This is a genomic window from Kitasatospora indigofera (genome assembly GCF_014655955.1).
Taxonomy (GTDB): Bacteria; Actinomycetota; Actinomycetes; order Streptomycetales; family Streptomycetaceae; genus Kitasatospora; species Kitasatospora indigofera.
In genome coordinates, this window is record NZ_BNBO01000002.1 from 374575 (window position 1) to 399939 (window position 25365).

A 25365-nucleotide genomic window follows, 5' to 3' on the forward strand; every position below is an offset into this window, starting at 1 on the left:
CGCGGGGTCGGGCCGGCGCCGGGCGGGTCGTCAGCGGTCGCCCGTGGCCGGCCGGGCCGGGCGCTCCTCCGGGGCGGGGCCGGCCAGGGCCCTGGCGAGGGACTCCAGGCCGGGGAGCGCGGCCATCACCGCGGTGCGGTCCGCCGGGGTGAGGCTGCCCAGGGCGTCGGCGATGCGGCGCTCGTGGGCGTACTGCCAGTCCGCCAGCTGCCGGTGGCCGGCATCGGTGAGGGCGATCCGGGCCGTGCGGCGGTCGCCGGGATCGGGCTGGCGGTCGACGAATCCGGCGTCCAGCAGTTTGCTGACCAGCCCGCTGACGGTGTTCGGGGCCAGCCGCTGGCGGGCCGCCAGCTCGCCGACCCGCAGCGGGGCGGCGGCCAGCGTCTGCAGGAGTTCGATCTGCGCCATCGGCAGCGACTCCCAGGGGTAGTCGGTGCGGATGCTGCTGCGCAGGGCGCGGCGCAGCCGGGTCACGACATCGGTCAGCAGTCGGGCGTGCTCGACGGCCGGCGGGCTCTGCTGCTGGTGGCCGGGAGCGGCGTCGGGGCCGTCGTCCGGGGCCTCGTCCCCCGCCTCGTCCCGTTCTCCGGCCGGTGCCTTGCCCGTCGTCCCGCCCGTCGTCCCGGCCTGGGTCCCGCCGGGCGCCCCGGCCTGCGCCCCGGTCCGTGGGTCCGTCCCGGTCCGGGCGGCGGGCGCGGCGGCGGGGGCACGGCCGGACGCTCGGGGGCCGGTCGGGTCGGGGGTGGGCTGTGACGGCATGGCGGACAGCGTATCTCCTCCCCGGTGGGGGCTCGGGGGCCGAGCAGATCCGGAGCGGAACGGCTCGGTCGCAGAGAGTCTCCCTCAGGAACAAGCTCGTTGGCCGAATACATCTGCATCCGATATATATTCGACTCATGACCACCGAACACCCGGCAGTCCGGCCGCCCTCGCTCGGGGGCAGGCTGCTCGGCAGCCGGCTGTTCGCCGAACACCCCAGGCCACGCGGGGTGGCCGGCTGGCGGTACGCGCACTGGCTCGCCGTCGGCACGGTCTGTCTCGGCGCCTTCCTCGGGCAGCTGACCGCCAGCATCACCGCGCTGGTGTTCCCGGCCCTGGAGCGGCACTTCGACGCCGGGCCCGCCACCGTCGAGTGGGTGGCGCTGGCGTACCTGCTCGTCCTGGTGGCGCTGCTGGCGCCGGTAGGCCGGCTGTCCGACCTGGTCGGCCGCAAGACCATGTACCTCTGGGGGTTCGCGGTGTTCGCCGCCGCCTCGCTCGGCGCGGGGCTGGCCGGAGGCCTGTGGGTCCTGGTCGGGTGCCGGGCGGTCCAGGCGCTCGGCGGCGCGTTGATGCAGGCCAACAGCGTGGCGTTGGTGGCCCGCGGTGTCCCGGAGCGGGCGATGCGCGGCGCGCTGGGCGTCCAGGCGGCCGCCCAGGGGCTGGGACTCGCGCTCGGGCCGACCCTCGGCGGACTGCTGGTGCAGCACGCCTCCTGGCGCTGGGCGTTCTGGATCAACGTACCGATCGGCCTGCTCGGCATCGTGGCCGGCTGGTTCCTGCTGCCCCGGACCCACCCCGACGGGCGCCCCGCGGCGGCCGGACCGCTGCCGGACCGGACCCCGCGCCCGGCCGTCGGCGGGCGGTGGGCCGCCCTCGGGCGGGTCCGCGAGGGCGGGTTCGACCTGGCCGGGCTGCTGCTCCTGGCCGGCGCCTCGGGCGCGCTGCTGCTCGCCCTGTCCAGCGCCTCGGGGCTCCCGTTGCCGGGCTGGGCGCCGCCGGTCCTGCTGCTCACGGCGGCGGGCCTGGCCGTGGCGCTGGCCCGGCAGGAGCAGCGGGCCGAGCGGCCGATCATCGCCCCCGGGCTGGTCAACACCCCGGGCGTGCGGCCCGGACTCGCGGTCGCCCTGCTCGGCTACCTGCTGCTGTTCTGCCCACTGGTGCTGGGCCCGATGATGCTGACGGCGGCGGGTGTGCCGATCGCGCGGGCCGGACTGGTGATCACCCTGCTGCCCGCCGCCTTCGCCCTCGCCGCGGCGGCCGGCGGCCGGCTGCTGCCGGCGTCCTGGCCGGACGGCGCGCGCTGCCGCTGGGGCGCCGGTACGGCGGGCGGTGGGCTGGCACTGCTGGCCGTGCTGCCGGCCGGGGCGGGCGCTGCGGCGGTGGCGCTGCCGGTGGTGGGGTTCGGGCTGGGCCTGCTGCTGCCGGCCAACAACGCGCTGGTGATGCGGGCCGTCCCGGCCGAGTGCTCGGCGGTGGGCGGCGGCATGGTCAACATGGTCCGCAGCCTGGGGACGGCCTTCGGCACCGCGCTGCCCGTGCTCGGGGTGCACCTGGCGGGGCCGGCGACCGGCGGCCGGGCGGTGCTGGTCACCCTGGTGGCCCTGGCCGGCCTGGCGGTGCTCCTCGGCGGACACGACGCCGGGGTGCGGAGGACGTGACGCCGGGGTGCGGCGGGCACGACACCGGCATGGGGAGGACGTGACGCCGGGGTGCGGCGGACGCAGGGCCGTCGGGCCCGGTCCGTCGCACCCCGGCGGTCAGCGGTCGAGCGGGGTCGAGGAGGGAGAGGCGGGGATCAGGAGGCAGGCTTGGCGCCGCGCTCCGCGAGCATGTCCGTGATCAGCTGGATCTCGGAGGTCTGCCCGACCACCATCGACTGCGCGAGCCGCTTCTCGGACTCGTTCACCGCCACGTCGACGTACCCCTGCGCCATCGCCACGCCGCCCTTGTGGTGCTCCAGCATCAGCTGCAGGTACCAGATCTCGGCGTCCCGCCCGCTGAGCCCGCGCAGCTTGTCGAGATCGGCCTTGGTGGCCATGCCCGGCATCAGCGAGCCGTCGTGCGGCTGGTAGGCGTGGTCCATCTTCATCCAGGCCATCGGCTTCGCCTGCGAGGACTGCGTGAGCCCCCACTGGTCCAGCCAGCCCATCATCATGCCCCGCTGGTTGGCCTGGGTGTTGATGATGTCGAACGCCAGGTTGCGCACCGGGACGTCGGCGGTGCGGTCGCGGACGATGAAGGACAGGTCGACCGCCTGCTGGTGGTGGACGGCCATGTCCCGGGCGAAGCCGGCCTCCGGCGAGTCCGTGGCCGGGGTCGCCGAGACGGTGCCGGAGGCGCTGGTCCCGCTCGCCACCAGGGCCGGCACGCCCAGGCAGAGCGCCAGGGAGGCGGCCAGCGCGGCCGGCCACCACAGCTTGCGGCGCCCGGTGGAGCGGCCCGGCGCCGCGGACTCCTCGGACAGGCCGTTCTCGACGCCGTCCTCCTCGGGGCTCGTCGCGTCCTGCGCGCCCACCGCGCGGTCGCCGCTCACTGCGGGCCCGTGCAGGAGGCGCCGGGCTCCTGGGTCTGCTTGCCCTGGACGTACTTGTCGAAGAAGGTGCCGACCCGCGGGTCGGTGGCGCTGTCCACCACCAGCTGGGTGCCCCAGGCGTTCAGGGTGATGGTGCCCTCCTCGTCCGGGTACGGGCTCATCAGCGTGTACGGGGTGGCCGTCACCTTGGCGGACAGCGCCTTGATGTCGTCGGTGGTGGCCTTGGCGTTGTAGGTGACCCAGACGGCGCCGTGCTCCAGCGAGTGGACGGCGCGCTCGTTCTCGACCGGCTGGTCGTAGACGTGGCCCATGCAGTCCAGCCAGACCGGGTTGTGGTCGCCGCCGACCGGCGGGGTCTGCGCGTAGGTGACCTTCGTCTGGACGTGGTTGCGGGTCAGGTTGTCGAAGGTCTTCACGCCGTCGATGGTGGCGTTGGCGGCGGCCTCCGCGGCGGCCCGCTTGGCGTTCTTCTTGTTGTTGGCGTCGACCACGATCCAGGTGCCGGTGGCTATCGCGCCGATCACCAGCGCCCCCGCCACGCCGCCGGCGATCAGCTTGTTGCGGCGGTCACGGCGCTGCTCCTCGGCGCGGAGCTCGGCGATCCGGGCGCGGCGGTCGAGACCGGCCTGCTTGCCGGACGGCTTGTTCGACTTGCTGGACTGCTTGGAGGCGGAACCCATCGGAGATGTCCTTGTCCCCGCCGTGCGCTTCGGGCACGGCGGCATGAGAGATGGCAGAAGGCGCGGAGCCGTCGGGCCCTCCCGTCAGTGCGGGCGGGGCCGGCGGTGGGTTCCGCTCAGGACCGCTGGATCTGCAGTTCGTGCAGGTCGGGGGCGAGGTGGTGCGCCGCCGGGGCGCTCACCGGCAGGCTCGGCGGCAGGGCGCCGAGGGTGACCAGCCTGGGCAGTGCGGCCGGTACGGGCTGCGGGGGAGCGTTCGGCAGTTGGGAGTCCTGCGCGCAGAACGGGTGCCGGGAGCAGCCGTTGCCGCCGTGCGGGAGGCCGTCGACGGCCGAGCAGAGGGCGTGGTCCGGTCCGTCCGCGCCGGGTCGGCCGGCGTCGTGCCGCGTCGGAGCCTGGCCGGTACTGCCGTGACCGCCGTGACCGCCGTACGAGGCGCGGAGCGCCGGCCGGCGGGTCGGGTCCGGTGCGGCGTCCCGCGAGGTGACGGGTGCGGTGTCCGGCGTGGTGTCCAAGGCCGGGGCAGCGGTACCGGTGCCGGTGCGGGCCGGGTCGCCGGATGCGTCCGCCCCGCCGTGCCCGGGACCGGTCGGCCCGGCGAGCGGGGCGAGCAGGGAGCCGGCCTCGGCGGTCACGGCCCGGGCGTTGCCCGCGCACGGAAGCATGGTCAGCAGCCCCACCAGCAGCAGCGACCACAGAGCGCCCACCGGGCGGCCCGCCGCAGCGACCCTCCCCGGTCGAGCTGCTCTGGGCGCCGACGCGGTCATGCGCACATATTAATCAGCCGAACGAGTGAAGCGATGCCCCTCCGGGGTCCCCACTTTCGGGCTCACCCCGTCCGACCAGCCCCGGAATCGGTACCGCCCGGGCAACTCCGGCACAGCGGGACGCATCGGATACCGCACGGTCCGCCCGCCCCGCCGGCCCGCTTCGTCCGGACCGTCGCCGGCCTGCCCTGTCCGGACCGTCGCGAGCCCGTCCCACCCGGACCGTCGCCGGCCCGCTGCGCCCACTCGTCCTGACATCCCCCGATCGGTGCGGAGTTGTCCCCGAAACCCGGACACCGTCCGTTCGCACGGGGAGAATGACGTTGAGTCCGGGACGCCTCCGGGCCTCGGCCGGGGGACCTCGCAGCCTTCGGCCCGGGCCGGGGCGACCCGCTCGGCAGAGCCCCCGCGCCCCGCCGGGGGACGGCAACAGGACCAGGAGCCGCCAGATGACCAACCAGGGCGCAACCGCGCGGCACCGGCCGGAGGACGGCTGGTGGGACGCGGTGTACGAGGGGCCGGCGGGCACCCTCCCGGACACCCCGGGCGCCGTGGCGGGGGAGGGCAGCGTGGACGACTGGTTCGCCACGGCCGCCGGGATGATCGGCCCCCAGCGCACCGGGTCGGAGCCGGGGCAGGCGACTCCCGGGCGTGCAGCGGGGACGGCGGACGGGCCGGCCGGCTCGGGCGATGCTGCCCCCGAGGTGCTGTCGGGGCCCCCGGCCGGCGAGGGCCCCGGCGCGGCGGCGCTGCGCCGGGCGGCGAAGGCGACGGACAATCCGACGGACGGGCCGGGGGACGGGCCGGCAGACGATCCGGCGGACAGGCCTACGGCCGGGCCGACGGGGAGACCGGCGGAGCAGCCGGCGGGGACGGGAGAGGTGGCGAAGCCGGGCCGGCCGGAGGACCACAGCCTCGACGACTGGTTCGACACCGCCGTCGGCGTGATCGGCGCCCAGCGGGAGTCCGACATCGCCCCTGGGCCTGCCCCGATCCCGGTTCCAGCTCCAGCTCCGGCTCCGATCCCGACGCCTGCCCCGGTCCGGCGGCCCGAGCCTGCTCCCGTGGTACCCGAGCCCGTCCGTGCGGAGCCCGCTCCCGTCGTATCCGGGCCCGTCCATGGGGAACCTGCTCCCGCGGCACCCGGGCCCGTTCCTGCCGAGGCCGACGCGACGCACCGGTTCCCTGCCCCTCGGTGGGCGGCCGACGTCGCGTCGGCCCGGGCAACCGGACCAGCCGCCGGCTCCACCGCTCCGGCCGAGGACCGCTCGACCGGCACCCCGGCGGGACCCGTCCGGCCCGAACCCGCGCCCGCGCCCCAGCCCGAGCCGGAGCCGGAGCCCGCAGCCGTCCCCGTGGCCGGGGCGCTCCCTGATCCCGTGCCTGATCCCGAGCCCGCACCCGGGCCGGGGCCTGTGCCCGCGCCCGACGCAGCTCCCGTTCCGGAGCCCGTCCTCGTCCCCGAGCCCGCTCCCGTTCCGGAGCCCGTCCCCGTTCCGGAGCCCGTTCCCGTCCCCGAGCCCGACGCCGCACCGCCCCTCGTCGGCCGTTCGTCGGCTCGCGCCGCGTTCGCCGAGCCGGACCCGCCCGTGCCGCACGTCGGCGAGCGCCCGCCGACGTACGGTCCCGAGCCCACCGCCGTCCCGCCGGCCGATCCGCAGGAGCTGGGACCGATCGTCCCTGACACGGCGTTGGAGGGCGCCCAGTACGGGGCGTCGACGCTGCGGGCGGTGTCCGTCCGGGGCGACTCGGCCCGGTACCGGGGCGAGCCGCGCCGGGACTCGCTGCTGGTGACCCGGTTCGGGGACGGTCCGGACGGGCTGCTGCTGGCCGCGCTCGGCGGGTTCGGCCGGGTCGACGGGCACCCGGCGCCGCCGGCGCGGGAGATCACCGCCGCCACCGCCGAGGCCTGCCGCCACCTGGCCGCCGCGATCGGCCGCAGCCGCGCCGAACTCGCCGCCGACCTCCGGGACGGTGCCCGGGACCGGCTCCGCTACGGCCTCCAGCGCCTGGCCACCAGCGCGTCCGCGCCGCTGCGCGCCGTCGCCGGCCCGGCGGCCGCGCCCCTCCCGGAGCGGGAGGACCCGGCAGCCTCCGCCCCGGACGGCGAGGCCCCCGACCCGGCCCAGCCCGGCTCGCTGCACTGCCTGCTGATCTCGCTCGACCCGGAGGCCTCGTACCGGGCGGCGTTCGGGATCGGCCCGGGCGGGCTCTACCTGCTGCGCTCCGGCCACTGGATCGACGCGTACGCGGCCCGGCTGCTGCACCACCCGGACGGGCGGCCCTCCGTCCCTGAGGCGCCGGTGCCCGACCCGCGTCCGTTCCGGTTCCGCCTGGTCCCGGCGACCCCCGGCGACATCCTGCTGCTCTGCACCCCGGGGCTGGCCGGGCCGATCGCGGAGGAGCCGGCCGTCGCGCACTTCCTCGCCTCGCACTGGGCCCACCCGCACCCGCCCGGCACGGTGGACTTCCTGCGGCAGGTGCAGGTCCGGGCGAAGGGCTACGCGGACGATCGCACGGCGGCGGCCGTCTGGACGGAGTAGGCGGTGCAACGGGCGGCTCGACGGTCGGCAGCTGACGGCTGACGACCGGCTTCCGAGGGCTTGACGGCGAGGGCGGCCGCCGGCACCGGCGGCCGCCCTCGCTCAGCGCCTGCCCAGCAGGGCGGCCGCGCCCGCCGACGTCTGGGCCAGGGCCTCGGCCCGCCGGACGCCCGGCAGCCCGATCGCCAGCGGTACGGCGAAGCCGTCCAGCAGCGCGCGGAGCTGCACGGCCCGGTCGTTCGCCGGCCCGGGGGCGAACACGCCGGAGGCCGCGCCCTCCTCGATCAGGGCGACCAGGTCGGCCTGCCAGGGGGCCTCGATCTCCAACTGGCCCTGGCGGATCTCCGCGCTGGCCGGGGAGCGCCCCCAGACCTCCACCCAGAGCACCCAGCGCGGGTCACCGGGGCCTTCCGGCAGGTAGAGCCCGGTGTACGCCGTGAGGCGGTCCCAGACGTCGTCCTCGGTACGGGCCAGCGCGGCGCGGCGCCGGCTGCCGAGCTGCTCCTCGCTCCAGCGCAGGGTCTCCAGCAGCAGCTGGTCCTTGCTGCCGAAGTAGTAGAGCAGGTGCCCCGCGCTCATCTGGAGCTGCTTGCCGAGCCCCGCCATGGTGAGCCGGGCGAGCCCGTGCTCCGCGATCGCGGCCCGGGCGACGGCGAACACCTCCTCACGGGGGCGTGCCGGGCGGCGCGGCCGGGGGTCCGCCATCTGCTGCTCTCCTCCTGAGGGGCCGGGTCGGTCCCTCACGATACGTGGCCGCCGGACCGGGTCGGGCGGGTGCCGGCGCGGGGCGGTGGTCGTGCCGCCCGGTTCGGCGGGCCGGTGCGGCGGGTACTCAACGGGTGACGGACAACCCGAGGGGGACGCCGTGCTCACTGTGATCATTTTCCTTGCGGCCCTGGGCGCCCTGACCGCCGGGCTGGCCGGCTACCTGGCCGCCCGCCGGACCGGCAGCACCGAGAACGTCGACGGCCTGCTTGCCGAACAGGAGCGAAGCGCCCAGGCCCGTGCCGCCCGCGCCTCGTTCAGCTCGATCGCGATGCACAGTACGCACGGGCTGACGACCGATCTGCTGGGCAAGTACGACAAGTAGGCACGGAGAGTGCGTTCACGACCCAAGTACGCCGGTCGTGAGCCCCCGGCGCGGCCGGGACGGTTCACCCGGCTCCGGCTCGCCTCCCCCCGAGGATGCGCCGATACCTGCCACGGAACCCGCACTCGTCCCCGAGAGGCCAACCGTGACCTGGCTCCGCATCCTCACCGCCGCCGCCATCCTCCTGGGCGCCGCCAGCGTGGTGGCGGTCTTCGCACTCTGCACGTCCGCCGCCAGGGGTGACCGCAGCGCCCTGCCCGAGCCCGACACCGAGACCGCCGCGCGGGAGAGCGGCCTGTTCGCCGGCCCCGAGGACCAGCACCCCTGACCCGGGCCCCCTCCGGACCACGCCCCGCCCGTCCCGACCCGCCCTTCCGTGCCTTCCCCGCCGTCCCTTTCGGTGCCCGGCGCTGTTCCCCCGTCCCCGCCGTCCCTTTCGGTGCCCGGCGCTGTTCCCCCGTCCGCGCCGGCCGGTCAGCCGTTTCCCCGCCGGCCCGGCGCCACGGCGCGCTCCACGGCGGCGAGGGCCGCCGCCCACGGGAAGCCGGCGTTCCCCGCCCCGGACGGCGCCGGAGCGAGGCCGTCCACCGGGAGCCCGTCCGCCGGGAGCCCGTCCGCCGGTAGTCCGTCCGCCGGGAGTCCGTCCGCGTTGGTGAGTACGTCGACCCCGGCCGCCCGCAGGGTCGCCAGGCTCCGGCCGAACTGCGGATGTGCGGCCAGCGCGCTGTTCACGCGCGGCACCGCGACCAGCGGCACACCCGTGCCGATCGCCTCCGCCGCGTGGCCGACCACCCAGTTGTCGGTGATCCCCAGGGCCCAGCGGTTCAGGGTGTTGAAGGTCGCCGGGGCGACCAGCACGGCATCGGCGGCCGGCCAGGTCTCAGGGTCCCCCGGGCGCCGGAAGCGGCTCTTCACCGGGTGACCGGTCAGCTCCGCCAGCCCGTCGAGATCGTCGCGCAGCCAGTCGGCGGCGGTCGGGGTGAGACCCAGGCAGACGTCCCAGCCCCGCGCCCGGGCCTGCCCGACCGCCACCCGGACGCCCAGCACCGGCTCCGCGGCGGAACCCAGCAGATGGAGCACGCGATCACTCGGCATGGGCCCATGCAACAGCCCCCGCGCCCGCCCGCGCAAGGCATCACCCGGGACGGGTCGGCCGGCGCGGGGCCTCCACGACCGGTGCCCGCCCTCCCACGATCGGGACCGGGCGTCCCGTCCCGGCCCGGCCCGGCCTCCGCGCCGGGACGGGCCGGCAAGGGCCGGTCCGCTCCTGGTGACCTCATCGCTGAAGCGGAGAAAGCGGCTTGACGGCCGTTCACCGACGCTGCGATCTTGTCGCGAGCCGAGTGGCAGCCACGCCACGAGGCCGCACGGCAACGGGAGGAACAGCAGTGATCACATCGGGGACCTCGGGGGACAGCACACGGCGGCGGGCCCTGCTCGCCGGCGCCGTCGCGGGGCTGACAGGCGTCGCGATGGCAGCGGGGACGCAGCCGGCCTCGGCGGCCACCGGCTCGCCGGACTGGTTCGACGTGAAGCAGTACGGCGCGGTCGGCAACGGCTCGACCGACGACACGGCCGCGGTCCAGGCGGCTATAACCGCCGCCGCGACGGCCGGTGGCGGCACGGTCTACTTCCCCGGCGGGAAGTACCTGGTGACGCCGTCCGGCGGCAGTCCGGCGCTGACCGTCGGCGGCAACGGGGTCCGGCTGGTCGGCGCGAGCAGCAAGGCCGCGACGCTGGTCAAGGGCGGCAACGGCATCCTGCTGCGGATGTCCGGGACGGGCCCCGACCCGAGCGGGGCCTCGCACCGGCGCTACTGCGCGATCGAGGACCTCGGCTTCAACGGCAACCACCGCACCGGCCTGCTGCTGGAGCTCTACTACAACGACAACTGCTACTTCCGCGACCTCTACATGTCGAGCAACGACGACCTGTGCATCGACGGCGTGGAGTTCTGGGACTCCCGCTTCTACAACCTGGTCGTCGAGTCCTGCACCGGCCCGGCCGGCAGCACCACCCAGCCCAACGTCTGGCTGCGCAACAACTCGGCCGCCGGCGGCTGGGGTTCCAGCACCGACAACGTCAACCAGATCCACTTCGTCGGCTGCCGCTTCGAGGCCTTCGGCACCGGCGCGCTCTGGGTCACCCAGGGGCCGGTGGCGGGCAACAACCCCAACGGCATCTACATCACCGACTGCAAGTTCGAGACCTCCCAGATGCAGGGCGGCCCGCACCTGAAGACCGACGCCTCCTGCAAGCACGTCTACGCCACCAACGTCTACGCCTTCGCGGGCGGTTTCGCGGCCGGCTGGACCACCCCGCAGAACATCATCGCCTGGGCCGCCATGAGCAGCGCCCTGGAGAACGTCCTGATCGCCAACCGCACGACGGCGACGATCAATTCAGGTGTCGACCTGTATGCGGGGCCCGGCACGACCGCCGTCCTGCGCAATGTGGTCGGCGCCTACATGACCAACCCCACCGGCAGCCACATCTACTACGAGAGCTCCAGCGCCGGCGATTTCCGGGTGGAGAACAGCTACGGCAACAGCGGCAGCCAGCAGGGCGGCACCATTCCCACCAAGCACCAGCCGAACCCGCCGCTGCGCCTGGTCGCCGGCCCCGTCACCGACGCGTCCTTCACCCGTCCGCCGGCCGACGGGACCCTCGCGGTGGACAGTGTCAACAAGCGCCTGTACGTCCGGGTCGGCGGCGCCTGGACCTGGACGGCGCTCAACCCCTGACCCTCCCGGCCGGGTTGTGCGCAGGGCCGCGATGCCCCTTGCCCTGCGCACGACCGGCTCAGGCGATCGCGCGCCCGTACGCGGACGCCTGCTCGGTCGTCAGGAGGTGCGACACCCGCACCACCACCGTCCCGTTGCGGAAGATGTAGTCGGGTGTCAGCAGTGAGCCCATCGCCTGCTGCCCCTGGTCGATGTAGTCGGCCCAGGCCCGCGCGTCCTCGGGCGTGGCGAAGATCTCGACGGTGCCGCCGTAGGAGATGGAGTCGCGGCGACCACGCGACTCGTCCTCCTTGGCCTTCGGGAGGCCACTGACCCGGGTGTCGTCGAACGCGCTCTTGCTGACGTACTGGTGGGGCCGTCCGAGCTTGCCGTTGGGGTCGGTGGTGCCGTCGTAGGTGACGGTCAGCTTCACGCTGGGGATCACCCTGATCAGTTGCTGGGTCACGGCGGCGGCGTCCAGTGCCGCCAAGGGTCTACTGGTGCCGGAGGCGGAGCCGGCCAGGCTGTTCACGGCCACCGGCGCGGGCGGCGCCGCGGCGGGCGGGGCCGACGAGCAGGCCGCCGCCGCCACCGACAGCAGGACGGTGACCGTCGGGAGGGTGAGAGCGCGGAGGGTGAGCGTACGGAGGGTGAGCGTACGGAGGGTGCCGGGCCGGGTGGTGCTGGCGTGGGTGGCGCTGGCCTGGATGGGCATGAGGGTCCCCTGGTGTGGTCGTCGGGGTGCGGAGGGCTGTCCTGGCGGCGTTCTGCGGGTGCGGGTGCGGGTGCGGGTGCGGGTGCGGGTGCGCCGGGTGCGGTCCCGGACGCGGGCTGGGGGGCGGGGTGGGCTCGGGGCGGGGACACATATGTAGACCGATCGGTCTATTCATGCGCGAGCTGGCTGAATATGACGACCGGTCGGTCCACATGGGCCGGGGTCGGCCGAATATGACGACCAGTCGGTCTGTTCATGCCCCGGGCCGGACGGAGCAATATGAAGACTGATCGGTCCATTCGTGCTCGGGTCAACCGAATATGACGACTGGTCGGTCCAAGAATTCTTGGCCGCCGAAGAGACTCGCCGGCCGTTGTCCGGCCGTCTGCGGGTTTCCCTCGGCCGGACCGGAGGCGCTGCGCCCCGGTCCGGCCGAGGGGCGCGGTGCCGTGGCGAGGTCAGTACGTCGGGCAGAGGCTGGCGTGGACGACGTCCAGGATGCGCGACGTCTTGGCGGCCCCGAAACCGTCCGGGTGCTTCGAGGAGGTGAAGCGCTGCTCGGTGAGGTCGAGCAGCCGCTGGCGGTCGTTGGGCCAGGTGCCGATCGAGGTGCACTGGTCACGGCCGCGACTGACGGCGCGGTCCGGTTTGTTGTCGACGATCTCAGGGTCGATCGCGGTCAGTGCGGCGATGTACTTCGCGGTGGTGGCCGCGTCCGGAGTGGGCGGGATGCCGCCGGGAACGGGCGCGGGTGCGCCGGGGGTCTGCGGCGCTGCCGCCGATGGTGCCGCTGCGGGCGTTCTGGTGACCGCCGGTGTGACGGGCGCGGGCTCGGCCACGGGGGCCGCCGGTGCACCGCTCGCACAAGCGGTCGCGCCCAGGGCGAGTACGGCGGTGATGGTGAGGCTGGTGAGGGTGGTGGTGCGGGTCTGCATGATCCCCCTTGAGGCGGGTGGTGGGCGAGGGGGACGGTATCGCCCGACCGGCCGCCCGGACGGGCGAGTTGCCGAGCCGTGACCGAGCCTTGCTGAAACCGACCTCTGACCCGGGCCTCCGCCGCCGACCTGCCACGCCGCCCCGAGTGCCCTTCGCCCCGCTTCGGTTCGGTCGGCAGGCCCTGTGCCGCGCTGCCTGCGGACGGGCGGTTCCGCCTGCTGACGGGGACCTCGCAGCGGGGCGTCCCCCCGGGTGCGCAAGGGAGTTCACCACACGTCGAAGCCCGTCCGGCCGCCGTGGAGGCGTTGCGGCCGCCGTGGATGCGATGCGCGCCCGAGGTGGCAGGACAGCGCGGCACGTGACGGCCGGTCGGGAATCTCGCCGGTGGTGAGTGGTGGGGAGCCTCACCAGGGCCCCTCGAACGCGAACGGCCGGAGCCGAGCCGTACCCGGGCACTTCAGGGAAGTGCCCGGCGGCTCGGCTCCGGCTCGATTCAAGATCAAATGGGAGCGGAACGGGAGACGATCTTCGACAGCACCTGCTGGGTCGCTTCGGCTGTCACGTTCTCACGGGTCGCAAGGCGGCGAACTCCCACGTCGGCCAACCGGCCTGAGGAGGCATCAGGCCTTGGGCTGCTGCTGCGTGATGCAGTGGATGCCGCCGCCGTTGGCGAAGATCTCGCGGGCGTCGACGAGTTCCACGGTGCGGCCGGGGTAGGCCTCGGCCAGGATGTCGGCGGCCTCCTGGTCGCGGGGGTCGCCGAAGGCGCAGAGCACGACGGCGCCGTTGGCGACGTAGTGGTTGATGTAGGAGTAGTCGACCGGCTCGCCGTCCTCGTCCAGCAGGACGGTGGGGGCGGGAAGTTCGATGACCTTGAGCGGGCGGCCGGCGGCGTCGGTGGAGGTGCGCAGGATCGTCACCAGCTCCTTGCAGACCTCGTGGTCCGGGTGGGCGGGGTCGGGCTGCACGTGGGCCACCACGACGCCGGGGCGGACGAACGAGGCCACGATGTCGATGTGGCCGCGGGTGCCGAACTCGTCGTAGTCGCGGGTGAGTCCGCGCGGCAGCCAGACGGCCTTGGTGGTGCCCAGCTGCGCGTGCAGCTCGGCCTCCACCTCCTCCTTGGTCCAGTCGGAGTTGCGGCCCTCGCCGAGCTGCACGGTCTCGGTGACCAGGACGGTGCCCTCGCCGTCGACGTGGATGCCGCCGCCCTCGTTGATCAGGCGGGAGGCGAAGCGCTGCACGCCGGTCAGGCCGGTGATGGCCTCGGCGATGTGCTGGTCCTTGTCCCAGCTGGCCCAGGACTGCGCGCCCCAGCCGTTGAACACCCAGTCGGTGGCGGCGATCCCGCCCTTGCCGTCGGTGAGGAAGGTGGGGCCGATGTCGCGCATCCAGGCGTCGTCCAGCGGACGTTCGACCAGCTCGACCTGCTCGGAGACGTACTTCCGCGCGTCCTCGCTCTCGCCGGTGTTGACGATCAGCGTCACCGGCTCGTAGCGGACGATGGTGTTGGCGACCTCGGCCCAGGCGAGGCGGGCGGCGTGCAGGTGCTCGGCGCTGTCGAAGGTCTGGTTGGCGGTGGGGAAGGCCATCCAGGTGCGGTCGTGCGGGGCCCATTCCGCGGGCATCCGGTAGCCGAGCGAGGCGGGAGTGGTCATGAGGGTGAAGTCCTAAGCGGTGGGGGAGGGTCGCGGCGGCCCGGGGACGGGCCGCCGGGGTCGGCGGTGCCGGCTCGGAGCCGGCTTGCGGGAGGCCGGGGTCTGCAGGAGAACCGGGAGGCCGGGGTCCGCAGGAGATCCGGGAGACAGGGGTCTACAGGAAGTACAGGCGGCTGAGCGAGACGCTGTCGGCGGGTTCGGAGCGGATGGGGGAGCCGTCCAGCGAGACCAGGCCGGTCTCGGCGACCTGGACGTTGCCGAGGCGGGCGTTGCGCACCATGTCGCGCGGCCCGATGCCGCGGGTGCCGCGGACGCCGACGCGGCGGCGCCGGGTGGGCATGGCGTCGGCGGCCTTGCCGAGGTAGGCGCCGTCGGCCGCGGCCTGGGCGACGAAGGCGACCGAGAGGTCGGCGGCGGTCGCGCCGTGGGCGCCGAACTGCGGTCCCAGGACGAGGGGTTCGCAGCGGTCGGTGGAGGCGTTGGGATCGCCGGTGACGCCGTAGGCGGGGAACCCGGACTTGAGGACGAGCTGGGGCTTGGCGCCGAAGTGGTCGGGGCGCCAGAGGACGATGTCGGCGAGCTTGCCGACCTCGATCGAGCCGACCTCGTGGGCGAGGCCGTGGGCGATGGCGGGGTTGATGGTGAGCTTGGCGATGTAGCGCAGGACCCGCTCGTTGTCGTCCCCGCCCTCGGCGGTGCCGTAGGAGCCGGCACCGTCCAGGGGGCCGAGTTCGGCCTTCATCTTGCCGGCCATGGCGAAGGTGCGGCGTACGGTCTCGCCGGCGCGGCCCATGCCCTGGGCGTCGGAGGAGGTGATGCCGATGACGCCGAGGTCGTGCAGGACGTCCTCGGCGCCCATCGTGCCCGCGCGGATCCGGTCGCGGGCCATCGCGGCGTCGCCGGGCAGGTCGACCTTGAGGTCGTGGGCGGAGACGATCATCCCGAAGTGCTCGCCCAGCGCGTCCCGGCCGAAGGGCAGGGTGGGGTTGGTGGAGGAGCCGATGACGTTGGGGACGCCGGCCATCTTCAGCACGTTGGGCACGTGCCCGCCGCCGCAGCCCTCGATGTGGAAGGCGTGGATGGTGCGGCCCTCCAGCACGGCGAGGGTGTCCTCGACCGAGAGGCACTCGTTGAGGCCGTCGGTGTGCAGGGCGACCTGGACGTCGTACTCCTCGGCGACCCGCAGCGCGGTGTCCAGGGCCCGGGTGTGGGCGCCCATGTCCTCGTGCACCTTGAAGCCGGACGCCCCGCCCTCGGCGAGCGCCTCGACCAGCGGCGCCGGGTCGGAGGAGGAGCCCCGGCCGAGGAAGCCGATGTTGACCGGCCAGGCGTCGAAGGCGTTGAAGGCGTGCCGCAGCGCCCAGGGGGAGTTCACCCCGACGCCCCAGACCGGGCCGAACTCCTGGCCGATGATGGTGGTGACGCCGGAGGCCAGCGAGGCCTCCATGATCCGCGGCGACAGCAGGTGGACGTGGGTGTCGATGGCGCCGGCGGTGGCGATCATGCCCTCGCCGGAGACGATGGTGGTGCCGGTGCCGACGACCACGTCGACACCGTCCAGGGTGTCGGGGTTGCCGGCCCGGCCGATCGAGGCGATCCGGCCGTCGATCAGGCCGATCGAGGTCTTCCGGATGCCCTGGACGGCGTCGATCACCAGGACGTTGCTGATCACCACGTCGCAGGTGTCGCGGACGGCGGCGGCCTTGAGGTGCAGGCCGTCGCGCGCGGTCTTGCCGAAGCCGGCCAGGAACTCCTCGCCGGGCTCCTGCGAGTCGGACTCCACCCGGACGATCAGGCCGCTGTCGCCGAGCCTGATCCGGTCGCCGGCCCGCGGGCCGTGCACCGCGATGTAGTCGTGCGGGGTGATGGCGGTCACGACTCGACCTCCGTGTCGTCGAAGTTGGTCAGGTACCCGGTCGCGCGGGCCTTGGCCAGGGCGGCCTCCTTGGCGCCGGGCGCGTCCAGCGGACCGTCGACCAGGCCGGCGAAGCCGATCGCGACCCGCGCGCCGCCGACCGGCACCAGGCCGACCTCGACGGTGGCGCCCGGGTCGAAGCGCACCGAGGAGCCGGCCGGGACGGCCAGGTGGGTGCCGTAGGCGGCGGCCCGGTCGAAGGCGAGGCGGGGGTTGGCCTCGAAGAAGTGGAAGTGCGAGGTGACCGAGATCGGTACGGCGGAGGTGTTGTGGACGGGCAGCACGACCGTCTCCTCGACCGGGTCGTAGCCCTCGCCGGACCCGATCAGCGCGCCGCCGGGGGCGTCGTCGCCGAGCGAGCCGCCGCCCTTGAAGGGGTCGTTGACGACGGCGAGGCGGGTGCCGTCCTCGAAGACCGCCTCCACCTGGATCACGGTGACCACGTCGGGGACGCCGGGCAGCACGTCGTCGGCGGTGAGGACGCTGCGGCCGGCCTCGATCGCCTCGGCGAGCCGGCGGCCGTCCCGGGCGGCCTCGCAGACGGTGTCCGCGATCAGGGCGTGCGCCTCGGGGACGTTGAGGCGTACACCCCTGGCGCGGCGGGCGCGGGCCAGTTCGGCCGCTGTGAAGATCAGCAGCCGGTCCCGCTCGGTGGGGGTCAGTCGCACGGTTCCTCGCTCGCGGTCGCCGGCGTGCCGGGGTGGTGGTCGGTGTCTCTGGGTGGGGCGGGTGGTCGGGCGGGTGGTCGGGCGGGTGGCCGGTCCGCTGCCCGGCCGGTCCGCCGGGCGGTGCCGGGCCGGGGGTGGCCGGGCACCGGTGGCGGTGCCAGGTCCCGTCCGGCGAAGTTAGAACGACGTTCAAACTTCTCCCTGTCATTGAACCCGGCCGGGGCCGCCCTGTCCAGCCTCGCCCGGAGCGGGCGCCGGCCCGGGCCCGGCCGGTCCGCCCCGTGGGCGGTTCGCCCGGTGTCGATGTCCGCCCGGCATCGCGTTCCGGTCCGCCCGGCGTCGCGGTCCGGTCCGCCCGGCGTCGCGGTCCGCCCGGCGTTCCGGTCCGTCCGTCCGGCGGCGCCCGGGCCGCCGGCCCGGCCGGGCCTTGCGCTACCAGCGTTGCCCGCCCGGCGCCCGGGGGCACCGGCGCCGCGCCGAAGGGGTCCGCCCGGTCCGCCCTGGACGGGCCCGGCCGGCACTCGTTTGCCGTAGTGGGCGCCTGCCCGGCCAAGGGTGCCGACGGTCGTCCGCAGCCGCCGGGCAGCGCCTGCGAGGGGGCTCCGGGGGCTCGTCCGCGTCGCAAACCTGTCCGAGGCCGGTGGTTGGATCACGGCAACCCGTTCGAGCCCCTTTCACCCCATGTGATCGGACGCACACTGTTGCAAAGCGCCTCAGCTGGGCATGAGGATGAGTGTCGGCAACCAGGGCGGCCCGCCCGGCGGGGGATCCGGTGCGGGCGTTCGACGAAGGCGGGGGCGTGTGGTGATGGACGGTCAGGCGCGATTTCCGCGACAGCGGACCGGTTCGGGGTCGTGGCAGGGCCCCGGTGAAGCCCTCGGGTACGTGGCCCCCGGCGGCGGACCGGGCGGGCGCGCGCAGCCGGCCAGGCCGGCCGAGCAGGGGGTGCCGGCGCCCGGCTGCGCCCTGCACCGCCGGCTGCACCTGGCGCTGGACGCGGCCGACCTGGTCGCGGTGGGCGCCGTGCGCCGCCGGCTGCGGGCCGCGCTCGACCAGTGGGGCGTTCCCGAGCTCGCGGACACCGCCGAACTGCTGACCTCGGAGCTGGTCACCAACGCGCTGCTGCACACGGGGCAGGGCGCGGTGTTCGACGCCGTGCTCACCGCGGACCTGCGGCTGCGGATCGAGGTCCAGGACGGCACCGCCCGGCTGCCCCGCCGCCGGGAGCCGGTCGCCGAGTACGCCACCTCCGGCCGCGGGCTGCTGCTCGTCGAGGCGCTCGCCGACGACTGGGGCGTGCAGCTGCGCGGCGACGGCAAGGTCACCTGGTTCGAGTTGGCATATTCCTGAGCGGTTCGGGCGCGCCCAGGGGCGGGCGGCCGTTTCGGCTGTTCGGGCAGTTCCGGGAGCCTCCGTACACCCCCGGCCATTCGATGCCGTTCGCTGTCGAACGAAATATTCCCGGGCCGTCGGCATTGCCGCTCTGCCGAACATTAGACAGGATAGTGGGAACGTGTGCCCGGGTACGGCACCCGGCGGGGAGATCGAACCTCGACCGTCCGCCGTCCGCCCGGGCCACCTCCTTCAGTACGACCACCACCACACGGTCATGCGGCCCGTCCGGACGGGACGGCATGGCAGCGGCAGGAGCAGCATGGCCACAGAGCCCGAGCCACAGGGGCCGGGGCTTCCCCCCGCTCCGTCCGCGGCCGGGTCCGGTCGCGGACGCCCGCCCGCCCAGGCGGTCCGCAGGCATGCCCTGCGCAGCGCGCCGGGCCGGCTCGCGCCGATGGTGTCCGCCGGCCTGCCCAGCGCCTCCGGGGACTCCACCCCGGACTGGCTGGAGCCGGCGATGGCGGCCAACGGCATCGGCTCCTTCGACTGGGACATCCGCCGGGACGTCCTGGAGGGCGACCACCGGGCCTGCGCGATCATCGGCGTGGAGAAGGGCCGGTTCGACAGCACCTCGGCCTCCTTTCTGAGCCTGCTGCACCCCGAGGACGCGCCCGTGGTGCGCCGCCGGGTCGAGCGGGCCGTCGCCGAGCTGGGCCAGTGCGGCGCCTACTACCGCACGGTCGGCCCGAACGGCAGCATGCGCGCCGTCCGGTTCCGCGGCCGGGTGCTGGCCGACGCCTTCGGCCGGGCCTCGCGGATGGTCGGCTTCGTCTGGGACGCCACCGTCGAGCTGCACAAGCGCGACCGGGCCGACCGGATGGCGCTGCTGCGCGAGGAGCGCTCGCGGTTCATCAAGGAGGCCGCCCGGGCGCTGTCCGAGGCGGTCACCGTCCGGGACGTCGCCCGGGTCTTCACCGAACTGCCGCTGCCGGGCCTGCCGCCGGACGGCCTGGTGCTGGCCGCCCAGGAGGCCGGCCGGGTGCAGATCCTCGGCGCCAGCGGCTACCGCCCCGACGAGATGGCCGTCTACGACCGCTCGCTGCTGCCCGCCGGGCACCCCGCCGCCGAGGCGATCCGGCTGCGCGCGCCGGTCTTCATCGCCAGCCGCGAGGAGTACCGCGAGCGCTACCCCGAGACCTGGGGCCCGGTCAGCGGCAGCAGCCGCTGCGCCTGGGCGTTCCTGCCGCTGGTGGCCAGCGGCCGCGCGATCGGTGTTTGCCTGGTCAGCTTCGACGACGACCGGGAGCTGGACGCGGACGAGCGCACCCTGCTCTCGACCCTGGGCGGTCTGGTCGCCCAGTCGCTGGCCAGGGCCCGTCTGCACGACGCCGAGCACGAGCTGGCGGCGGGCCTGCAGCGGGTGATGCTGCCGCGGACCGTCCCGTCGATCCCCGGGGTCTCCACCGCGGTGCGCTACCTGGCGGCCGGTTCGGGCCTGCAGATCGGCGGCGACTGGTACGACGTGGTGCCGCTGCCCGGCGGGCACGTCGGCCTGGTGATCGGCGACGTCCAGGGCCACGACGTGCACGCCGCCGGGATCATGGGGCAGCTGCGGATCGCGCTGCGGGCCTACGCGGCCGAGGGCCACCCGCCGGCCGCCGTGATGGCCCGGGCCTCACGCTTCCTCGCGGACCTGGACACCGACCACTTCGCGACCTGCACCTATGCCGAGGTGAACGTCGACTACGGCGTGGTCTACGCGGTGCGGGCCGGCCACCTGGACCCGGTGGTCCGGCGGGCCGACGGCTCGACCGCCGTCCAGCCGGTCGCGGGCGGGCTGCCGCTCGGGATCGCGCCGGACGAGGAGTACCGGGTCACCCGCTTCAGCCTCGACCCGGGCGAGACGGTGCTGCTCTGCACGGACGGCCTGGTGGAGTCCCGCACGATGGACCTGGACACCGGGTTCGCCCGGCTCTGCCACGTGCTGTCGGGCGAGGTCCCGGCCCGTGGCGAGTCGGCCCGGGACCCGCTGGAGGACCTCGCCGACCGGGTCGCCTCGCAGTCCGCCGACTCCAGCGAGCGCGAGGACGACATAGCGCTGCTGCTGCTGCGCTGGGACGGCCCGGAGGGCGGGCTGGCGGCCCAGCAGCTGCGCCGCCGGATCGGCCAGGCGGACCTGGCCCGGATCGCCGAGGTGCGCGCCGAACTGCGCGACGCCCTGCGGCGCTGGGGCGTCGCCGACCTGGTGGACACCGCCGAGCTGCTCGCCTCCGAGCTGGTCACCAACGCCATCCGGCACACCGACCGGGACGCGATGTTCACCGCCCGGCTCTACCGGGAGTCGGACACCGACCGGGCCCGGCTGCGGGTCGAGGTGGAGGACGAGTCGGACCTCTGGCCGACCCGCCGCACGCCGGGGGAGCAGGCCTCCTCCGGCCGCGGTCTGATGCTGGTCGAGGCCCTGTCGGACGCCTGGGGCGTGGAGCCCCGGGGCACCGGCAAGCGGATGTGGTTCGAGCTCTGCGCGGCGGGCCCGGACGCGGCCTGATCCGCCGTCGGCCGGTCGGTCGGCCTCGCCGGCCCGGACGCGCCTCGATCCGCGCCCGGCCGGCCAGGCCGCCGTACCCGGCCGGCCGACGGCGGCGACGTGGCCGGCCCCGGCCAGGTGGCACCGTCAGCCGAACTGCTGCTCAAGGTCCTTGAGCTTCTGCTCCAGCGAGTCGAGCCGGGGCAGGGTCACGGTGTCCTCGTCGGCGGTGAGGTCGATGGTCCGCCGGCCGGGCCGCACCGGCAGGCCCGGCTGGAGCACGGTGCCGTCCGCCGCCGGGCCGGGCCGTCCGTCCGCCGGCCCGTCCGGCAGCGCCGGCGGGCCCGGCACCGCCTCCGGCCCCGCTATCGCGGACTCCGATCCGGACCCGGACTCCAACTGCCGGGCCGCGCCGCGCGGGCGCCAGACGCTGTGCGTCCGGTTGATGGCCCTGATCTCGGCGCGCTCGCGCCGGCTGGCCAGTCGCTGCCGCTCCCGGTTGGCGGCCGCCTCCCGCTTGTCGTCCCGGACTTCCTCGACCGCCTCGTCCAGGCTGCGCACCCCCTCCAGCAGCATCAGCGACCAGGCCGCGTACGTCTCGCGCGGGGCCCGCAGCCAGCGGACGATCCGGATCTGCGGCAGCGGACGGGGCACCAGGCCCTGCTCGCGCAGGGCTGCCACCCGGGTCTGCTTCAGGGCCCGGTCGAAGAGCACGGCCGCCGAGAGCGACATCCCCGCGAAGAACTGCGGGGCGCCGGCGTGCCCGAAGCCGCGCGGGGCGTGCACCCAGTTGAACCAGGCGGACGCGCCCGCGAACAGCCAGACCAGCAGTCGCGAGCCGAGTGCGGCGTCGCCGTGGCTGGCCTCGCGCACCGCCAGCACCGAGCAGAACATCGCCGCGCCGTCCAGGCCGAACGGCACCAGGTACTCCCAGCCCCCGGAGAGGTTGAGGTTCTGCACGCCGAAGCCGACCAGGCCGTGGAAGGAGAGCGCCGCCGCGACGGCGGCGCAGCAGAACAGCAGGGTGTAGGAGGCGGCGCCGTAGAGCGATTCCTTGCGTCGCCGCCGCTCCTCGGAACGCTCCCAGGAATCGCCGCCGACCGTGCCGGCGGAGCCCCTGCTGCGAGCGAAAGCCACCAGCACAGCGCTGATCACGAGCGCTGCCACGCCGCTGACGGCCCAGCCCAGTGGTATGTCGGACAGTTTCATCGCCTGAACCAGCCTCGCTTTCCTGCGTAGTGACGGCGGGGACCATCATCGCGGATTGCGGGGTGCGGTACGGCTGATTTGCTGTCAATGCGCTGAGGAGGGGGATTTCTGACGGGAAATAAACAGCATCGTATTATTAATGAAGTGCGGTATTTCCCGGAATTCCGCCCCTCGGGCCGGTTCCGGACGTCAACCTCGTGCGACCCGGGGGCAGCCCGTGCACGAATCCGCCGGGCGGACGGTGTAGAGCAGGCAGCAGCCGGCCCGGGTCCGGGTCCGGACCGGGGCCGACCCGTCGCGCTCCTCGAACCCGAAGCCCGTCCCCGCGAGCAGGGGCGCCGTCCGCGCTCCGGCGTGCTCCGGCAGCAGCGCGCGGAGCGCGCCCACCGCGCGCTCCTCCTCGCCGAGCAGCGCGGACACCTGCCACAGGCCCTCCACCACGGCGTCCGTCACGCAGGCCCAGAGCGTGCGCGGGCCCCGCCGCACCTCCGGGCGGAACACCGCCAGGACGGGGGTGAAGTGCTCGGTCAGCGCCGCCAGCAGGCGCTCCCGCAGCGCCGCCTCGTCCGGGACCACCAGCGCGCCGGGCAGGCCTGCCGCCGGATCCTGCGGCAGGCAGAAGAACGCGCCCGGCTCCGCGGTCAGCTCCCCGGTGGCGCGCCGCAGCGAGAGTGCCTCGGCCGGCAGCAGCGGCACCCGGCGCTCCAGCAGCCAGGGCAGGGTGAACAGCAGTCCGACCGGCCAGCTGTAGCGGTGCAGGCAGAACCCCGCCGCGACGTCCGGGCGCAGGGCGGTGCCGTAGCGGTCCAGGCCGTCGCGCGCGTCGAAGTCGATCAGCTCGCGCAGCCCCTGCGGGTCGTGCAGCAGCTGCGCGCCGCTCACCCAGCCGTCGCCGGTCCGGGGCGGCCCGTGGTGCACCCGCAGGGCCGGGAACGCCTGGCCCAGCCTGGCGTGGGCGACCGTGCACGGCGCGGCGGCGTGGTCCGGTACGGCCCGGTCGGGTCCGGCGGGCGGTGACGGGCACGGCTCGATGCTGCTCACGGTCATGGGCGGGCCCTATCGGGTCGACCGGAGCTCGGGGGAGCCCGGGAACGGCAAGGCTGACCCGGCCGGGGCGCTGCTCCCCCCGGCCAGGTTAGGCTCACCTTAGCTGATGGCATCCCCCGCTTCCTGCCCGATACGGCCGTCCGGGGGAGCACCCGGCGCGGGCACCGCGCTCAGCTGGCGCGCGAGCCACACCGGTACGCCCCCGAGCGCCTGGACCAGGCGTGCCGCCTCCGCCCGCAGCCGGGCCGCCTCGGCGGGCTCCGACACCTCGGCCAGCGCGGCCAGCGCCGGCGCCACCCCGACCGTGAAGCCGAGCTGCTCGCGCAGCTCCAGCGAGGCGGCGAACCCCTCCCGGGCGCGCGAGGTGTCCCCGCCCGCCAGGGCCAGCGCGGCCAGGTGCCGCCAGGTGTACGAGGTCAGCAGCTCGTCACCGTGGGCCCGCGCGCCGTCGTGCGCCCGGCGGTAGGCGATCCAGGCCGCCGTCGGGTCGCGCAGCAGGTTCTCCGCCACCAGCCCCCGGCGGAAGTCCAGTAACGGACGCCCGGGGGCGTCCGGCGGCAGCAGGGCGGACGTCCGGCCCAACGCGGCCTGCGCCTCGTCCAGCCGGTCCCGCGGGCCCAGCACACTGGCCACGTACGCGAGGAACCCCCGCGCGCAGGAGGCCGCCGCGCGCTGCTCCGCGGTGGCCACACCCGCCTCGGCCAGCCGCAGGGCCTGCTCGGCCTGCTGCCAGTGCGCGGCGGTGAACATGCACTGCTCGATGAGGAGTTCGGCCATTTCGAGGGCCACGGTGGGATCGTGCTCGGCGGCCGGGCGCAACAGTTCCGCGGCCTCCTGCCAGCAGGCCCTTGAGCGCAGCCGCCACACGGTGCCCCCCGGCTCCTGCGGAGCCCGTCCCCCTCTGTCCCAGCCCCCCAGGGCCCTTCCGTGCTCCGACAACGCCACCTCCTTGTGTGCGCCATCCAGACAAGCCGGACTGTCAGCAGCCGGGGCTGCTGTGGCGGCAATTCAACACGGGGGTGAGCTTGTGCACCAGATCACGAGCGTCATTGATTTGGACCGGCCTGCCGCGCCCGGCCGTACGCCGGTGCACCGCCGGGGGCGCGCAGGGTGCCGGGCCGCGCCCGGGTCAGGACGTCCAGCCGGTCTCCATCAGCGACTCCGCCGCGCCGTTCGCGGGCTGGGGGACACCCGCCGGGTCCAGGCTGAACAGGGCCACCAGCAACTGCTCGCCGCGGACCGTCGCCTGGTGGGAGTACCCGGCCATGGTGAACATCGCCGCCGCCATCTCCTCCGCGTGCAGGGTCTGCAGCCAGAGGCACTCGACGCACTTCACGTCGGCCGGCTCCGTCCAGACGTCCACCTGGGCGACCATCCGCCGGCCCAGCAGGGTCACGCCGTCGCGCTCCTGGGCCTCCGTCAGCTCCAGATCGTCGAAGCCCAGCCACTCCAGGTACCGCGCCGCGGTGAAGACGGCGTCCTGCGACGTGTGCACCGGCTGCGGGTGGAAGGGCGCCCGCTGCTGCCAGTGCCCCTGCGGCGGGACCTGCGGCGCGGTGGGCGGCACGGGCACGGGGGCGCTGTACGGGCGGGCCGACTGCGGGCGGGTGCCCTGCGGGCCGGTGCCGGCGGCGCCCGGCAGACGGGTCGCCCGGTCGACCGGGAGCCGCACGGTGGCGCCGCAGTTGCAGGTGAACTCGGGCTGGGGCCACTGGTCGGAGCGGCCGCAGTGCGGGCAGCGCATGCTCAGCCAGGAGTCCTCCCAGGACCGGAACCGGACCTGCACCGGCACCCCGCCGCGCAGCAGCGGCACCTTCAGCGTCGCCCCGCACGGGCAGGGCAGCGACGGGGGCTCGTACAGGTGCTCGCGGCGGCAGGCCGGGCAGCGGATCGCCTGCGCGCCGCCGCCACCGCCGCCGTGGCCGTGCGGCGCCGGGTCGCGGCCGGTGAAGTCGTCGGGCAGTGACAGTCCGGACATGGCGGGCACCGTCCGTTCGGTTCGGCATGGAAGTCCCCCCGGCCGGAGACCGGGGGAAGGTCGCCTCCCATGCTCCCCGATCCACCCCGGTCCTGGCACGGAATGACGCAATCCTCAGGGAGAGATCAGGGGTACACGCTCGGTGACGTACGCGGCTGGGACGACGCCGGGCGGGAGCGGCTCCGTCCGTGGAGGGACGACCCCGGCCCGGCCCGGCCCCACCCGTTCCGCCGCGGCCGTGGGGGACCCCCGCGGCGGGTCCGCGCACGGCTGTGCGGT

General features: G+C 75.0%; 22 protein-coding genes. 7 read left to right on the top strand and 15 right to left on the bottom strand.

What is annotated here, in order from left to right:
- Positions 1-30 precede the first annotated feature (30 nt).
- The gene (locus tag IE329_RS41775; protein ID WP_308438327.1) at positions 31-759 is read right to left on the bottom strand and encodes a MarR family winged helix-turn-helix transcriptional regulator; all 729 of its coding nucleotides are present in this window, start codon (positions 757-759) and stop codon (positions 31-33) included.
- 137 nt (positions 760-896) lie between these two features.
- Here IE329_RS41775 and IE329_RS03550 point away from each other — a divergent pair, with 137 nt between their 5' ends.
- The gene (locus tag IE329_RS03550) at positions 897-2420 is read left to right on the top strand and encodes an MFS transporter (protein WP_190209274.1); all 1524 of its coding nucleotides are present in this window, start codon (positions 897-899) and stop codon (positions 2418-2420) included.
- Between the two features lie 137 nt (positions 2421-2557).
- On the opposite strand, the gene IE329_RS03555 is transcribed toward IE329_RS03550, so the two are convergent.
- The 3 genes from IE329_RS03555 to IE329_RS03565 form a co-directional block, all read right to left on the bottom strand.
- On the bottom strand, positions 2558-3178 hold the full coding sequence (locus IE329_RS03555; protein ID WP_380357995.1) for a DUF305 domain-containing protein: 621 nt from the start codon (positions 3176-3178) through the stop codon (positions 2558-2560).
- 113 nt (positions 3179-3291) lie between these two features.
- On the bottom strand, positions 3292-3975 hold the full coding sequence (locus IE329_RS03560) for a DUF3105 domain-containing protein (RefSeq protein WP_190209275.1): 684 nt from the start codon (positions 3973-3975) through the stop codon (positions 3292-3294).
- Between the two features lie 116 nt (positions 3976-4091).
- Positions 4092-4682: a hypothetical protein gene (locus IE329_RS03565; protein WP_190209276.1), complete on the bottom strand. Its 591-nt coding sequence runs from the start codon at positions 4680-4682 to the stop codon at positions 4092-4094.
- Positions 4683-6331: 1649 nt separating this feature from the next.
- Between IE329_RS03565 and IE329_RS03570 the strand changes: the two genes are divergently transcribed.
- Positions 6332-7285, top strand: coding sequence for a protein phosphatase 2C domain-containing protein (locus IE329_RS03570; RefSeq protein WP_190209277.1), 954 nt, complete (start codon positions 6332-6334; stop codon positions 7283-7285).
- Positions 7286-7387: 102 nt separating this feature from the next.
- Here the strand turns inward: IE329_RS03570 and IE329_RS03575 are convergent, their stop codons facing one another.
- A complete protein-coding gene (locus tag IE329_RS03575) occupies positions 7388-7990 on the bottom strand; it encodes a TetR/AcrR family transcriptional regulator (protein WP_190209278.1) in 603 nt (200 codons plus the stop codon).
- Between the two features lie 160 nt (positions 7991-8150).
- On the opposite strand from IE329_RS03575, the gene IE329_RS03580 reads away from it, so the two are divergent.
- A complete protein-coding gene (locus IE329_RS03580; protein ID WP_190209279.1) occupies positions 8151-8375 on the top strand; it encodes a hypothetical protein in 225 nt (74 codons plus the stop codon).
- A 145-nt stretch (positions 8376-8520) separates the two neighbouring features.
- Complete coding sequence (locus IE329_RS03585) at positions 8521-8703, top strand: hypothetical protein (RefSeq protein WP_190209280.1); 183 nt, start codon at positions 8521-8523, stop codon at positions 8701-8703.
- A 146-nt stretch (positions 8704-8849) separates the two neighbouring features.
- Here the strand turns inward: IE329_RS03585 and IE329_RS03590 are convergent, their stop codons facing one another.
- The gene (locus tag IE329_RS03590) at positions 8850-9470 is read right to left on the bottom strand and encodes a flavoprotein (protein WP_190209281.1); all 621 of its coding nucleotides are present in this window, start codon (positions 9468-9470) and stop codon (positions 8850-8852) included.
- A gap of 293 nt (positions 9471-9763) precedes the next feature.
- Here IE329_RS03590 and IE329_RS40295 point away from each other — a divergent pair, with 293 nt between their 5' ends.
- A complete protein-coding gene (locus tag IE329_RS40295) occupies positions 9764-11119 on the top strand; it encodes a glycosyl hydrolase family 28-related protein (protein WP_308438328.1) in 1356 nt (451 codons plus the stop codon).
- A gap of 58 nt (positions 11120-11177) precedes the next feature.
- Here IE329_RS40295 and IE329_RS03600 read toward each other — a convergent pair whose 3' ends face one another.
- The 5 genes from IE329_RS03600 to IE329_RS03620 form a co-directional block, all read right to left on the bottom strand.
- Positions 11178-11813, bottom strand: coding sequence for a hypothetical protein (locus IE329_RS03600; RefSeq protein ID WP_190209282.1), 636 nt, complete (start codon positions 11811-11813; stop codon positions 11178-11180).
- 458 nt (positions 11814-12271) lie between these two features.
- On the bottom strand, positions 12272-12748 hold the full coding sequence (locus IE329_RS03605; protein WP_190209283.1) for a hypothetical protein: 477 nt from the start codon (positions 12746-12748) through the stop codon (positions 12272-12274).
- A gap of 621 nt (positions 12749-13369) precedes the next feature.
- Positions 13370-14407, bottom strand: coding sequence for an agmatine deiminase family protein (locus tag IE329_RS03610; RefSeq protein ID WP_190209284.1), 1038 nt, complete (start codon positions 14405-14407; stop codon positions 13370-13372).
- Positions 14408-14561: 154 nt separating this feature from the next.
- Positions 14562-16283 carry an urease subunit alpha gene (locus IE329_RS03615; protein WP_373311053.1) on the bottom strand — a complete coding sequence of 574 codons (1722 nt, stop codon included), beginning with the start codon at positions 16281-16283 and terminating at the stop codon, positions 14562-14564.
- Positions 16280-16990: an urease subunit gamma gene (locus IE329_RS03620; protein WP_190209285.1), complete on the bottom strand. Its 711-nt coding sequence runs from the start codon at positions 16988-16990 to the stop codon at positions 16280-16282. The genes IE329_RS03615 and IE329_RS03620 overlap by 4 nt, the downstream gene beginning before the upstream one ends.
- Positions 16991-17875: 885 nt before the next feature.
- Here IE329_RS03620 and IE329_RS03625 point away from each other — a divergent pair.
- On the top strand, positions 17876-18340 hold the full coding sequence (locus IE329_RS03625) for an ATP-binding protein (RefSeq protein WP_308438329.1): 465 nt from the start codon (positions 17876-17878) through the stop codon (positions 18338-18340).
- 439 nt (positions 18341-18779) lie between these two features.
- Entirely contained in the window at positions 18780-20873 is a 2094-nt protein-coding gene (locus IE329_RS03630; RefSeq protein WP_190209286.1) for a SpoIIE family protein phosphatase, read from the top strand.
- 126 nt (positions 20874-20999) lie between these two features.
- On the opposite strand, the gene IE329_RS03635 is transcribed toward IE329_RS03630, so the two are convergent.
- The 4 genes from IE329_RS03635 to IE329_RS03650 all read right to left on the bottom strand — a co-directional run bounded on the left by IE329_RS03635 (position 21000) and on the right by IE329_RS03650 (position 25086).
- Positions 21000-22061 (bottom strand): DUF2637 domain-containing protein, encoded by a 1062-nt coding sequence (locus IE329_RS03635; RefSeq protein ID WP_190209287.1) that lies wholly within the window; start codon positions 22059-22061, stop codon positions 21000-21002.
- A gap of 189 nt (positions 22062-22250) precedes the next feature.
- Positions 22251-23108 carry a (2Fe-2S)-binding protein gene (locus tag IE329_RS03640; protein ID WP_190209288.1) on the bottom strand — a complete coding sequence of 286 codons (858 nt, stop codon included), beginning with the start codon at positions 23106-23108 and terminating at the stop codon, positions 22251-22253.
- A 99-nt stretch (positions 23109-23207) separates the two neighbouring features.
- Positions 23208-24026, bottom strand: coding sequence for a hypothetical protein (locus tag IE329_RS03645; RefSeq protein ID WP_190209364.1), 819 nt, complete (start codon positions 24024-24026; stop codon positions 23208-23210).
- A 211-nt stretch (positions 24027-24237) separates the two neighbouring features.
- The gene (locus IE329_RS03650; RefSeq protein WP_229927134.1) at positions 24238-25086 is read right to left on the bottom strand and encodes a hypothetical protein; all 849 of its coding nucleotides are present in this window, start codon (positions 25084-25086) and stop codon (positions 24238-24240) included.
- Positions 25087-25365: the final 279 nt, after the last annotated feature.

What these genes read in the sequence shown, in the direction of transcription:
- IE329_RS03640 (WP_190209288.1), bottom strand. Translation starts at nt 23,108, where the DNA reads ATGACCGTGAGCAGCATCGAGCCGTGCCCGTCACCGCCCGCCGGACCC.
- IE329_RS03650 (WP_229927134.1), bottom strand. Translation starts at nt 25,086, where the DNA reads ATGTCCGGACTGTCACTGCCCGACGACTTCACCGGCCGCGACCCGGCG.
- IE329_RS03575 (WP_190209278.1), bottom strand. Translation starts at nt 7,990, where the DNA reads ATGGCGGACCCCCGGCCGCGCCGCCCGGCACGCCCCCGTGAGGAGGTG.
- IE329_RS03610 (WP_190209284.1), bottom strand. Translation starts at nt 14,407, where the DNA reads ATGACCACTCCCGCCTCGCTCGGCTACCGGATGCCCGCGGAATGGGCC.
- IE329_RS03600 (WP_190209282.1), bottom strand. Translation starts at nt 11,813, where the DNA reads ATGCCCATCCAGGCCAGCGCCACCCACGCCAGCACCACCCGGCCCGGC.
- IE329_RS41775 (WP_308438327.1), bottom strand. Translation starts at nt 759, where the DNA reads ATGCCGTCACAGCCCACCCCCGACCCGACCGGCCCCCGAGCGTCCGGC.
- IE329_RS03635 (WP_190209287.1), bottom strand. Translation starts at nt 22,061, where the DNA reads ATGAAACTGTCCGACATACCACTGGGCTGGGCCGTCAGCGGCGTGGCA.
- IE329_RS03550 (WP_190209274.1), top strand. Translation starts at nt 897, where the DNA reads ATGACCACCGAACACCCGGCAGTCCGGCCGCCCTCGCTCGGGGGCAGG.
- IE329_RS03630 (WP_190209286.1), top strand. Translation starts at nt 18,780, where the DNA reads ATGGTGTCCGCCGGCCTGCCCAGCGCCTCCGGGGACTCCACCCCGGAC.
- IE329_RS03605 (WP_190209283.1), bottom strand. Translation starts at nt 12,748, where the DNA reads ATGCAGACCCGCACCACCACCCTCACCAGCCTCACCATCACCGCCGTA.
- IE329_RS03560 (WP_190209275.1), bottom strand. Translation starts at nt 3,975, where the DNA reads ATGGGTTCCGCCTCCAAGCAGTCCAGCAAGTCGAACAAGCCGTCCGGC.
- IE329_RS03590 (WP_190209281.1), bottom strand. Translation starts at nt 9,470, where the DNA reads ATGCCGAGTGATCGCGTGCTCCATCTGCTGGGTTCCGCCGCGGAGCCG.